Genomic DNA, 12,372 nt, shown 5'->3' with positions numbered 1-12,372 from the left:
CTTTGGTCCGATGTCAGTCGCTACTGAGAGAGTCTTACCTCCTAAATCGCCTCTTTTACCACCGGCTGTCCCTCCCAGCGATCCGGGCAACGTCCCGTCGGCGGACGTCTCGCCCGCGAAACTCCCTCACCCGCCCGGGCCGGCCAACGTCAATCGCTGGGCTGGGCTTACTTGGCGGCATGCGGTCGAGTTTTGGCTCTCCCCCTTGCAGTACGCCACCAAGCTCGCGCACCGCTACGGTGACCTGACCAGCTTCTTGCTGTTCGCTCAACGGGCTTACCTCGTCAATCACCCCGAGTTGATCCACGAGTACCTGGTCCGGCGGCGCGACGACTATGTCCGCGCGCCGTGGGAGATGCGGGTGGTTCGCCAGCTGGTTGGCAACGGGATCCTCACCAGCGAAGGCGAGCTGTGGACTCGCCAGCGGCGGCTCATCCAGCAGGCCTTCCGCGGCTCGATGCTGCCGCGGTATGTCCAGGTGACCGTCGCCGGGACGCAAGAACGCCTCGAGCGGTGGGAATCGGGCAAAGTCGTCGATCTCGTCGAGGCCATGGCCACGCTCATGATGGACCTGTCGATACGCACGACCACCGGCATCAATCCGGAGGTCATTGGGGGTCCCACTCCCGAGGACCTGTCGGAGGCGGTCATCGAAGGCGCCCATCAGATGAGCCGCGAGATGGCGATCCCGATCACCCCGCCCGCTTGGTTGCCCCTACCGAGTCGCCGGCGGAAACGGGAGGCGATCGCGGCGATCGACGCCTACGTCCGCACGGCGATTCAGATCCGCCGGGCCGATCCCAACGCGTACCACGACCTGCTCGCCGTGTTGCTACGGGCGGTCGACGAAGAGGGCGACGGCAAAGGGATGAGCGATCAACAGGCCCGCGACGAAGCGGCGACGATCCTCATCGCCAGCGCCCATTCGACCAGTTCGACGCTCGGCTGGTTCTGGAAACTCGTCCTCGCGAAGCCGGAGCTCTACGAGCGGCTTGTCGAAGAGGTCGATCAAGTGCTCGGCGACCGCGAGCCCAACCTCGAAGACGTGCCGAAGCTCACGTACGTGACGCAGGCGCTGAAAGAAACCTTGCGACTCTTCCCGGCGGCCTACGTGCTGTTCGCGCGGATGCCAATCCGCGACACCTCGCTGGGAGGCTACCGCATCTGTCGCGGGGGCTGGATGATCACGATGCCGTGGGTGACGCACCGCGACCCGCGATTCTTTGCCGACCCGCTCACGTTCGACCCCGACCGATTCTCCGCGGAAAGGGAAGGGGACATCCCGAAGGGCGCCTACTTCCCGTTCGGCCACGGGCCGAGGATTTGTATCGGTCAGCAGCTTGCGATGGCGCAGTTGCCGTTGGTCGTGGCGAAGGTGCTCCAGCAATGGCGCCTCGAACCGCAGGCGGGATTCGACGACCTAGCGACCCACCGCGAACTGGCGATCCGCCCCGCGACGCCGTGCAAGGTGAGAGTCACCCGTCGTGACGCGCCACTATCGCGTAAGCCCCGTTGAGAGCGGCCACGCCCTAGCGGAGAGAGCGTCACTCCGCTTCAAGCGGCATCGCCACGACTGCCGTGGTCCAATCGCCCCGGTTGTGGGTGTAGCTGCCCCGCATCCAGACCAGGGCGGTCAGGCCATCGGTGGTGGGCGGAATCAGCGGGCGAAGATTGTCGGCAGTCGAGTTGGCGGTGATCGGCGTCCACTTCCATGGGGCGCCCTCCACCTCGGGGCGACGACCCCGGAACAACTCGTGATGCCGTTTGCCGTCGGCCTCACTGATGAGCGGCTCGCCGGTCTTCGGGTGGGCGTTGGTGGAGATGTAAACGACGTTCACGTCGCGCGGATCGATCGCCGCGAGGCCGGTGTAGTCGTCTTCGGAGGGGTAGAGCCGCTTCCCGGCGAAAGCGATCTCGGACTGCCGCCACCCGTCGCCATCCCAGCGAGCGTAGTGGAAACGGTGGTCTTCACCGCCCTGGCGCTTAGGAAGGCCACGTCCGTCTTTCTGTACCGTGAAGGCGATGACGGGATGACGTTCTTTGTTGAGTTCGATGTCGCACATCCAGGCGACGTTATCGGGGTCGCCCTGAAAGACGCGGGTGAAGTCCCATGTCCGTAGGGCCGTTTCTTGGTTATCGCTCATCGGGCCGACAGCTTCACCGTCGCTGAGGTGCAACTCACCCGCCTCGATGTAGCCGTGGTAGAGGCTGTTGTCGAAGTTGCGGGGGTGGTCTTCGGTCGCAACGAAGTGGATCCGGTCGCCGTCCTGGACGTACTTGAGGTAGGGGCTGTAGCCGTCACGACCTTTCAGGAATCGGCCGCGATAGCGCCAGGTTTTCCCCTCGTCGTCCGAGGACATATAGTTGGGATCGTGCCCAACGCCTCGGTAGATGTCGATGATCTCGCCCGACGACAGGCGGAAGAGATTGGAGTAGGTGACACTGTCCTTTGTAAAGCTGCCCGCCTGCCCCGGTGATATGACGACGAGGGCATCACTCCAGCTCAGCGGGTTGTGCGGCTCGGAATGCCGCACGTAGATATTCACTTCTTGCCCGTGCATGGTGTAGACGGCCAAGAGCCGGTCGCCGTCGATCGGCAGGAAGGCGGGGTTATTGTGGTCGTCCTGCTCAAATTGGCGGTGCATCACCGTGCGGCCCACTTTGAGCGTTTCGAGGTCGAGCGTGGCGATCTCGACGTTGCCCCAATTCGGGTCGGTGCGGCCGGACCGGAAGTCGCCAATCGACCGGATCGAACCCACGACGAGCTTTCCGCCTTGGACGATGGCTCGGTTGTCCATGAACCACGACCACGCGCCGTTGTCGTTCAGTTCGATCAGGCGGCCGGCGACGAAGTTTATCTCATGACCGCCAGAGTTGTCTGACGCGATTCCACCCCGTGTGAGGGCCAGCACAAGAGCCGCCGTGGCGAAGCGGAGGCACTGGAGTTGAGAAACAGGCATCGCTTGGTCTGGTCAGGTGAGAGGCGAAGACGGCGTGGAGTGAGCCCGCCAGTTTAACTACGGCGGCCCCCCAACGCGTACCCTGTCCGGGAAAGCGAACGATTCAATGGGGTCGCGTTCTCTCGGTACGAGAGCGGGTGGCGACGAGGGCGCTAGAGTGGCAGGAGAGTTACGACGTGAGCGAGACGAATTCAAACTTGGCGCCGTCGAAGAGCCCTTTGTCACTCAGCTTGAGCGCCGGGATCACTAGCAGGGCCATGAACGAGAGCGTCATGTAGGGCGCCCGCAGCGGGCTGCCCCACCCCTTGGCGAGCTTGTCGAGCTTGCCATACGCCTGCCCAACTTCTTGGCACGTGCCGGTCGCCATCAGGCCGGCCACCGGCAGCGGCAGCGCCTCGGCGACCCCGTCCTTGTGGCTGGCGGCGGAGAGGCCGCCGGTGTTCTCCATGACGAGGTTGATCGCCGTAGAGAGGTCGGTGTCATCCACGCCGACCGCGATCACGTTGTGCGAGTCGTGGGCGACGCTCGAGGCGATAGCGCCACGCGCCAGTCCGAAGTTCTTGATGAACGCGATCGCCGGGGGGGCGTCGGCGTAGCGGTTGACGACCACCAGCTTGAGCACGTCGTTGTCGACGTCGGAGACAACGTTGCCGGCGTGGACCTTGGGCCTGGCCGCGAGGGCGTTGGTGATCAGCTGCCCGTCGATCGCCTCAATGACGCGGAGCTCCTCGACGCCCGCGGCCGACAACGCCAGTTCCTCTCCACGCACCTCGCGGGCGACGAAGTTGTTCGCAACGGCGGGCTCGATCCGCGGCAGCAGGCTCTTGCCGTTCTCGGCCACCAACTCGCCATCGATCCAGGTGCGGCGGACGTTGAACTCGCTGAGCGAATCGATCTCGACCAAGTCGGCCGGATCGCCAACCCGCAAGAGGCCGACCGGCAGGCTGTAATGATCAACCGGAGTTTGGCAAGCGGCGCAGAGGGCGTCGAAGACGTCGGCCCCTTGGGCGACCGACCGACGCAGCAGCAGGTTGATGTGCCCGATCTCCAACTCGTCGGGGTGCTTGTCGTCGCTGCACAGCATCACCATGCCGGGATGCTCGGCGATGAGCGGCGCGAGGGCGTCGAAGTTGCGGGCGGCGGAGCCCTCGCGGATCGAGATCTTGCAGCCGGCGGCGAGTTTGTCGCGGGCCTCCTCGATCGTGAAGCACTCGTGGTCGGTCGTCATGCCGGCCGCGACGTAGCGGGCCGCCTCCGCGCCGCGGAGGCCGGGGGCGTGGCCATCGACCGGCTTGCCGCGGTCTTGTGAGGCCTTGATCTTCGCCAGGCACTCGGGGTCGCCGCCGAGGACGCCCGGGAAGTTCATCATCTCGCTGAGGTAGCCAATCCGTGAGTCGTCGAGCAAGGTCTCGACTTCCTCGACCGTGATCGTGGCGCCGGCGGTCTCGAACGTCGTGGCGGGGACGCACGACGGGGCGCCGAAGCAGAACTTGAATGGCGTCTGATCCCCCTGCTCGAGCATGTAGTGGACACCCGCGACGCCGAGCACGTTGCCGATCTCGTGGGGGTCGCTCACCGAGGCGACCGTCCCGTGGACGACCGCCGCCCGGGCGAACTCGGTCGGGACGAGCATCGAGCTCTCGACATGCACGTGGGCGTCGACAAAGCCAGGGACCAAATAGCCTTCGACGGTTTCGCCAGCCGGCAGTGGCTCGATGGCGGCGATCTTGCCATCGGCGACGCGGACCTCGGCGGGAGTCACCGTGCGGGCGAAGAGATCGACAACGTTGGAGCGAATCGAGAACGAGGCGGGCATGGCGGGGCGGGTCTTAAACAAGTCGGGAGCGAGAGACGCGAGTATAGCGATGCTGGCGCCACCCCGTAGGGTCCGCTGTGCGGACCGGGCGTTGGATATCGCGGCGGGAAGAGGCTTCCAAACACCGCCAGCGCACGGTCCGCACTGTGGACCCAACAAAAGAGCCACCGCCGCTGCCCCTGACAGCATCGACCCTGACGATTACGCCGACTTTGTCGAAAGTACGGCCCGCTGGGGGACGATAGATACGGTTAGCTGCGACCAGGGGGGCCTGGCGCACGCCTGCCGCTAGCAGACCGCGAGTCGGTCTTTAGTGGAACGCGCGCCAGTCGAATCATGACACCTGCCCCCGTGAGGTACCTGCGATGCGTCGCCTGATGCACGCCCTATTCGGACTTCTCGCCGCTTCCTCCACGATGCCTGCGACGGCGCAGCTTCAGTGGCAGTCGACGGGAGTCCAGCAAGTCAGTCACACCGCCCCGGCGCCCCGCGCCGCGAGCGGCAAGCCGGCCGCCAAGGCGCCGACGGTCGTCCGACAGGCGTCCGCGGTCGCCCCACCGGCGGCGGCGAACCGACCGGCTCCGGTGCGACAAGCGGTTGCCGCGATGCCTCCCGCCCCCCGATCGGGGTCGGCGCCTCGCGTCGATGCGTCGGTCCAGGCGGCATGCGCCACCTGTGGTTGTGCCGGCGGGTGTGGCTGCGGAGGCTCCTACTACGAGGAGCCGGGTTGCGCTGTCGTCGACCCAAGCTGCGCCTACGGCGACCCCGGCTGTGGTTGCGAGCTCGGCTGTGGGTGTGGCGTCGAACCCGGCTGTGGTCTCACCTACGGCGAAACGTGCGGCTGCGGCGACGTCGGTTGCGGCGGAACCTGCGGCATGGGTTGTGGCGACGGCGTCTGCGGCGATGACTGCGTGCCGGTGGTGCTCTGTCTGCCGCCGATCCGCGAGCTGACCCTCTTCGCCGGCGTCCAGGCGTTCAAGAACCCGCTCGACGGGCCGAACCGCGACCGCGGCAACTTCGGCTTCACCGAGGGCGTGAATGTCGGCGGATCGATGTCGTTCCTCGGCGTGCCGGGCGTCGGCTACCAACTCGGTTACCGGTCGACACAGAACCAGCTGCACGGCGACGACGATCTCAACACGGACAGTGGCCACACCCAGCAGTTCTTCACCGGCGGCTTGTTCCACCGCAAACCGGTCGGTCTGCAGTACGGCGTCGTCTACGACCTGTTGCAAGATGAACGGCAGGGGTCGATGGACTTCGGCCAGCTCCGTGGCCTTATCAGCGTCACCAACCCCTGCGGCCACGAGATCGGCTTCCAGTTCGCTTCGAAGATGAACGAGAACACGGTCGCCTTAGGCACGGCGGGGACCGTCACCTACCACGCTACCAATCAGTATCTGTTCTTCTACCGCAAGCACGGCTGCCAGGGGGGCGAGGTCCGCTTCTTCGGCGGCTTCGACGACGACAGCAAGGGGATCGTCGGCTTCGACGCCTCGATTCCGCTCACGGATCGCTGGTCGCTCGCCACCGGGTTCACCTACGTGATCCCCGAAGAAGACGGCGCCGGCATCGGGGCCCAGGAAGAAGCCTGGAATCTCGGCACGAGCCTCGTCTGGCACTACGGCAAGCGGGCCAAGCAGAGCTACTCGGGTCAGTACCGCCCGCTGTTCGATGTCGCCGACAACGGCTCGCTGATCATCGACGACCGGCCGTAAAGCCGGCGAACGCCAACGACCAACAACGACGCCCCGGGCCAATTGGCCCGGGGTTTTTTGTTGGCCGCCTCGATCGGCTTCCGAAAGCGCGGGAAACCCTTTATGCTGCTTGGCTTACGGTCGCTTAGCCGACCCCGATAACGCACAAGTCACAAGCTACGCCAAGGGCCAACGCCTCCGAACCGGCTCCCCCGCACCGGGGGGCCCGTCGTCGAGGCCGGTCGAACCCGCCGAGCCGCCTCGAGCCAGGCCGGCTTCACACGACGAACAAAGCAACTTATGGCAGCCGACAACTGGGACTCGCTTCTCCAAGACCTGGGCGCCAAGCCGGCGACCCCCACGCCGACCGAGGCAAAAGCCCCTGCCCCGACGCCGGAGCCGGAGCCAGCCGCCGCCGAGACGCCGGCGGTCGATCTGCCGGACGATTACCCCGCCCCCAAGCCGAGCGGGTGGGACAATCTCGCCTCGACACTCGGCGTCGCCGGCGCCAAGCCCGCCACGCCGAAGGCGCCGCAGCCCGCCCCGAAGCCGGCGCCACCGGCCGCCAAGGCCCCCGAACCGACCCCCGCCTCGGTGGTCGAAGAGCGGGCTCCACGGCCCGAACCGTCGCGTCCCGCCCCCGCCGCGGTCGACGCCGCGGTTGCCCAGTCCGCCGCGAAGCCCGCCAGCGAAACGCCGTCCGCCGAAGCCCCTGAAGACGAGGAGCCTGCCGCCAAGCCCCGTGGGTTCACAGGTTGGTTCCCCTTTGCCGGCCGCCGCGCCAAGCCCGAGTCGGCCGCTGCGGAGCCCGAGCTGCCGCGCGACCTCTTCGCCGCTTCCGATGACGACGATGATGACGACAGTGCGGAGCTCACCGACTCCGAAGAAGAGGTGGTCGCCACCGAGGGGGAAGAGGCCGACTCCGACGACGAAGATCACACCGAGAAGCCCCGCCGCCGTCGCCGCCGGGGCGGACGCCGTCGCCGCAAGAAGACCGACGACACCGCCGAAGCGACTTCCGAAGAAGACGAGGACGACTCGTCAGCCGCGGCGGACCTCGACGGGCCTTCGCTGGAAGTGAGCGACGACGACTCCGAAGAGTCCTCGAGCGAGGAAGCCGAGGAGGGTGATAAGCCCAAACGCCGCCGCCGTCGGCGCCGCCGCGGACGCGGCCGCTCAGCAGCGGACGACGCCCCCCGTTCTGAGGGGGAGGAGGCCGACGCGGAGGAGAGCGACGATGACGACGACGGTGGCGAGCCGGCGTCCGAGACCCGCGCGCGGCGTCCCCGAACCGTCGAAGCCTCCGACGAAGAGGCCGAGGACGACGAAGACGACGTCCCCGCGATCTCTCACAAGAACATCACCTCGTGGACCGAGGCGATCGGCGTCATGGTCGACGCCAACATCGCGGCCCGTTCCGAACGACGTCGCACCACCAGCGGGTCAAGCCGCGGGCGTAGCGGCGGTGGTCGCAGCAGCGGCAGTCGCAGCGGTAGCGATGGCGGTGGTAGCGGAAGTGGAAGTGGTTCGGAAGGCAGTCGCGGCGGGCGCTCACGTGGCGGCCGTCGCCGTCGCGGGTCGGGCTCGTCGTCGAACGGCTCAGGCGGCGAGTAACGCCCACGCGGGGCTCTGCATCGCATAAATTGCCCACGGATGCCTCTTCTTGGGGGGCGTCACGTGACGAACTGTCCACTCGACAGGCGGGCGATTGCGGCCTCACCGCGCACATTTCTCTTGCTGGCTGGCGAGGGGCGAAGTGATACTAGGGTAAGGAAGGGTCGCAGGAGTTACTTCCGCGCCACACCGCCGGCAGGACGCCTCCCCCCTTCTCCCGCCACTCGCCGCCCTCCGCTCTTTGCCAACCTCGCACGGTGAGCCCCTCATTGGATGGGGGAGTTGGCGGTCCCCGTTCTCGGTGGGCCGTTGTGGTTGAAACCTGTGGTTGAAACCTCCCGCCCCCCTCCGGGCGTTGCGGCTCACTTTTGCAGGGAAATGCAAAGGGCCCCCCTTCGGCGAGTCACGCAGCACTCACGGAGAAGCAGGCACCGCCATGGCTAACGGTAGCGAAATCATCCGCCTGGTGTCGGATCGCCAGGACCGCGACCAGTTCCGTCGCAAGAACTGGGTTGGTTCGTTCGAGGAATACCTCGACATCGTCCACGCCCACCCCGAGGTGACGCGCACCGCGTACCAACGCCTCTACGACATGATCTTGTCGTACGGGGTTGAGAAAGTGCGCATCGGCCGCGAGACCGTCAATCAATATCGGTTCTTCGACGACCCCGATGGCGGTGGCAAGGACGCGGTCTTTGGCTTGCGCGACACGCTCAACCAACTGGTCAACGCCCTGAAGAGCGCCGCGAAGGGCTACGGCATCGAGCGACGCGTGCTGCTGCTCCACGGCCCGGTCGGTAGCAGCAAGAGCACGATCGCCCGACTGCTGAAAAAAGGCCTCGAGCGCTACAGCACCACCGACGAGGGGGCGCTCTACACCCTCGGCTGGGCCGACGAGAACGAGCCGGATAACCCGGACCTCGTCCACTGGTGCCCGATGAACGAGGAGCCGCTGCACCTCATCCCGCAGCGTTTCCGGGCCGATGTCGAGTCACAACTCAATGACGACCGGACCGACGACGACCACCGCGTCCGGATTGAGGGAGAGCTCGATCCCTTCTGCCGGTTCATCTACCAGCAGCGGCTCAGAAAGTACGACGGCGACTGGACGCTCGTCATGAAGGACGTCCGTGTCAAACGCGTCATCCTCAGCGAGAAAGACCGCGTCGGCATCGGCACCTTCCAGCCCAAGGACGAGAAGAACCAAGACGCCACCGAGCTGACCGGCGACATCAACTACCGCAAGATCGCCGAGTACGGCAGCGACAGCGACCCGCGGGCGTTCAACTTCGACGGTGAGTTCAACGTCGCCAACCGCGGGCTGATCGAGTTCGTCGAGGTGCTGAAGCTCGACGTGGCGTTCCTCTACGACCTCTTGGGCGCGAGCCAGGAGCACCGCATCAAGCCGAAGAAGTTCGCCCAGACCGACATCGACGAGGTGATCCTCGGCCACACCAACGAGCCCGAGTACCGCCGCTTGCAGTCGAACGAGTTCATGGAGGCCCTCAGGGATCGGACGGTGAAGATCGACGTGCCGTACGTCACCACCCTCGCCGACGAGATCAAGATCTACGACAAGGACTACAACAACCAGACGGTCCGCGGCAAGCACATCGCCCCGCACACCGTCGAGATGGCCGCCATGTGGGCGGTCCTGACCCGTCTCGAAGAGCCCAAGCACGCCGGGCTGTCTCGGCTGCAGAAGATGAAGCTCTACAACGGCAAAACGCTCCCCGGCTTCACCGAGGAGAACATCAACGAGCTGCGCGAGCAGGCGACCACCGAGGGGATGGTCGGCATCTCACCCCGCTACGTCCAGGACAAACTGTCCAACGCCCTGGTCACGCATCCCGATTCCCGCAGCGTGAACCCCTTCATGGTGCTCAACGAGCTCGAGTCGGGCCTCAAGCACCACTCGCTCATCAACGACGACGAGCAGAAGCAGGAGTACCGCGACCTGCTGGGCGTCGTCAAAGAGGAGTACGAGAACATCGTGAAGAACGAGGTCCAGCGCGCGATCGCCGCCGACGAGGAAGCCCTCATGCGGCTCTGCGGCAACTACATCGACAACGTCAAGGCGTACACGCAGCGCGAAAAGGTCAAGAACGCTTTCACCGGCTCGTACGAAGAGCCGGACGAGCGGCTGATGCGCTCGGTCGAGGAAAAAATCGACATCCCTGACAGCCGCAAGGACGACTTCCGCCGCGAGATCATGAACTACATCGGCGCGCTGATGATCGACGGCAAGCGTTTCGACTACAAGTCGAACGAGCGGCTCCACAAGGCGCTCGAGCTCAAGCTGTTCGAGGACCAGAAGGACTCGATCAAGCTGACAAGCCTCGTCTCGAACGTCGTCGACGCCGAGACCCAGCAGAAGATCGACGTCGTGAAGGGCCGCCTGATCAAGAACTACGGCTACGACGACGAGTCGGCGACCGACGTGCTGCAGTACGTCGCCAGCATCTTCGCGAGGGGCGACGCCAAGCGGGAGTGATGGTTAGGAAGGGAGATGTTGGGGATGAAGGGGGATGAGGTGATGGCCGATCGTGGGACTTAGCCAAACGATCAGGAAAATTTTCCGTAGTAGGTTTTGAAATAAGTGTTGAGTTCAATGAACTTTATTCCTTTATCTCTCTCCAATCCTCTATCCCGATTGAGTACGCCCCTCCAATAGTCCATCCCCTCATCCCCCTTCATCCCCACATCTCCCTTCCTGACGCCACCATCATGTCCCTCCCGATTGACAGAGACGTCCGGCGGTTCAAGCAGATCGTGAAGGGCAAGGTGCGCGAGAACCTCAAGCGCTACGTCGCCCATGGCGAGATGCTCGGCCGTAAGGGGAAGAACGTCGTCTCGATCCCGGTGCCGTCACTCAACACGCCGCGGTTCCGCTTCGGCGACAACGGCAACGGCGGCGTCGGCCAAGGCCAGGGCGACGAGGGGGACGCGGTCGGCAAGGGCAAGGGTCAGTCGGGCGAAGGGGGCGCCGGCGGCGACGCGGGCGCCGAGCACTACACCGAAGTCGATGTGCCGCTGGACGAGCTGGCGGCCCTCCTCGGCGAAGAGCTCGAACTGCCCCACATCGAACCGCGCGGCAAGGCGACCATCGAAGCCCAGAAAGCGAAGTACAACTCGGTCCGCTCGACCGGCCCCGAGTCGCTGCGCCACAACAAGCGGACTTACCTGCGGGCGCTGCAGCGCGAAATCAGCACCGGCGGCTACACGCCCGACCGCCCGGCGATCATCCCCGTCAAAGGGGACAAGCGTTACCGCTCGTGGACGACCGTCGACGAGCCGCTGGTGAACGCCGCGGCGATCTACATCATGGACGTGTCGGGCAGCATGACCGACGCCCAAAAGTCGCTGGTCCGTAACGCCGCCTTCTGGATCGATACGTGGCTGCGCAGCCAGTACACGGGCCTCGAACGCCGCTACATCATCCACGACGCCGTCGCCAAGGAGGTCGACGAGCACGCCTTCTATCACACCCGCGAGAGCGGCGGCACGCGCGTCAGCAGCGCTTACCGCGTCTGCGCCGAGCTGATCGCCCAGCAACTGCCGCCCGCCGAGTGGAACCTCTACGTCTTCCAGTTCTCCGACGGCGACAACTGGGGCGAAGACAACCACCAGGCGTTCGAACTCCTCGGCGAGCGCATCCTGCCGCACGTCAACCAATTCGCCTACGGCCAAGTCGAGAGCCCCTACGGCAGCGGCGAACTGCTCGGCCAAATCGAAGCCAAGTTCGGCTCGCAGCACGAGAACCTCGTGTGCTGCGAGATCGAGGACCGTGAAGCGATCTACGCGGCGATTAAGACGTTCTTGGGGAAGGGGCGGTGAAAGAAGGGAACCGCCAAGACGCCAAGTGCGCCAAGGATCGTCAGGAAGAGGAACCACAAAGGAACGAAGGAACAAAGTAGGGTGGGTCGAGACCCACCAGCATTGGAGGCAAGTCTCCACAGCATTCGGTGGGTCACGACCCACCCTACGAACTACGCGGCGATCAAGACGTTCTTGGGGAAGGGGCGGTGAGAAGGATTTACCGCGGAGATCGCGGGGGACGCGGAGAAGAAGAGGAACCAAAAGAATCGCAGGAACGCTGGAAGCAATGGCAATTGAATGGCTTGAACCCTGGTGGCCTGTAGATGAGTGGAGTGATGAGCAGCGCAATTGCTTTGCGAAGCAGCTTCACAGAGAAGTGGGACCCGACCACCCGCTATACGAAGTCCCAGTTCAGATCGTCGCGAGACATGGAGGTTCTGATACCACCCTGTTCGAACTTTTGGAT

The 12,372-nt window shown here is 65.1% G+C and carries 7 protein-coding genes; 5 read left to right on the top strand and 2 right to left on the bottom strand.

Translation table 11 applies throughout. The features are described from left to right. Nucleotides 1–10 precede the first annotated feature (10 nt). Nucleotides 11–1,516 carry a cytochrome P450 gene (locus Pla108_RS19115; RefSeq protein WP_146446583.1) on the top strand — a complete coding sequence of 502 codons (1,506 nt, stop codon included), beginning with the start codon at nt 11–13 and terminating at the stop codon, nt 1,514–1,516. Between the two features lie 28 nt (nt 1,517–1,544). On the opposite strand, the gene Pla108_RS19110 is transcribed toward Pla108_RS19115, so the two are convergent. Both Pla108_RS19110 and ade read right to left on the bottom strand, forming a co-directional pair. Beyond that, the gene (locus tag Pla108_RS19110; RefSeq protein WP_146446582.1) at nt 1,545–2,960 is read right to left on the bottom strand and encodes a BNR-4 repeat-containing protein; all 1,416 of its coding nucleotides are present in this window, start codon (nt 2,958–2,960) and stop codon (nt 1,545–1,547) included. Between the two features lie 169 nt (nt 2,961–3,129). Further along, nucleotides 3,130–4,776, bottom strand: a complete 1,647-nt coding sequence (ade, locus tag Pla108_RS19105) for an adenine deaminase (RefSeq protein WP_146446581.1) — start codon at nt 4,774–4,776, stop codon at nt 3,130–3,132. A gap of 365 nt (nt 4,777–5,141) precedes the next feature. Here ade and Pla108_RS21095 point away from each other — a divergent pair, with 365 nt between their 5' ends. From Pla108_RS21095 to Pla108_RS19075, 4 genes are all read left to right on the top strand, one after another. Next, entirely contained in the window at nt 5,142–6,494 is a 1,353-nt protein-coding gene (locus Pla108_RS21095; protein ID WP_197526710.1) for a DUF6666 family protein, read from the top strand. Between the two features lie 279 nt (nt 6,495–6,773). Then, nucleotides 6,774–8,087 carry a hypothetical protein gene (locus Pla108_RS19085; protein ID WP_146446577.1) on the top strand — a complete coding sequence of 438 codons (1,314 nt, stop codon included), beginning with the start codon at nt 6,774–6,776 and terminating at the stop codon, nt 8,085–8,087. A 436-nt stretch (nt 8,088–8,523) separates the two neighbouring features. After that, nucleotides 8,524–10,581: a PrkA family serine protein kinase gene (locus Pla108_RS19080; RefSeq protein WP_146446576.1), complete on the top strand. Its 2,058-nt coding sequence runs from the start codon at nt 8,524–8,526 to the stop codon at nt 10,579–10,581. Between the two features lie 233 nt (nt 10,582–10,814). Then, entirely contained in the window at nt 10,815–11,924 is a 1,110-nt protein-coding gene (locus Pla108_RS19075) for a DUF444 family protein (RefSeq protein WP_146446575.1), read from the top strand. Nucleotides 11,925–12,372 lie beyond the last annotated feature (448 nt).

Origin of the sequence: Botrimarina colliarenosi, assembly GCF_007859955.1 — a bacterium.
GTDB lineage: Bacteria > Planctomycetota > Planctomycetia > Pirellulales > Lacipirellulaceae > Botrimarina > Botrimarina colliarenosi.
This window is presented reverse-complemented; position numbering and strand designations above follow the sequence as displayed.

Bases quoted from the DNA above. Each gene is read 5' to 3' on its own strand.
- Pla108_RS19115 (WP_146446583.1), top strand. From the start codon at position 11: ATGTCAGTCGCTACTGAGAGAGTCTTACCTCCTAAATCGCCTCTTTTA.
- Pla108_RS19110 (WP_146446582.1), bottom strand. From the start codon at position 2,960: ATGCCTGTTTCTCAACTCCAGTGCCTCCGCTTCGCCACGGCGGCTCTT.
- ade (WP_146446581.1), bottom strand. From the start codon at position 4,776: ATGCCCGCCTCGTTCTCGATTCGCTCCAACGTTGTCGATCTCTTCGCC.
- Pla108_RS21095 (WP_197526710.1), top strand. From the start codon at position 5,142: ATGCGTCGCCTGATGCACGCCCTATTCGGACTTCTCGCCGCTTCCTCC.
- Pla108_RS19085 (WP_146446577.1), top strand. From the start codon at position 6,774: ATGGCAGCCGACAACTGGGACTCGCTTCTCCAAGACCTGGGCGCCAAG.
- Pla108_RS19080 (WP_146446576.1), top strand. From the start codon at position 8,524: ATGGCTAACGGTAGCGAAATCATCCGCCTGGTGTCGGATCGCCAGGAC.
- Pla108_RS19075 (WP_146446575.1), top strand. From the start codon at position 10,815: ATGTCCCTCCCGATTGACAGAGACGTCCGGCGGTTCAAGCAGATCGTG.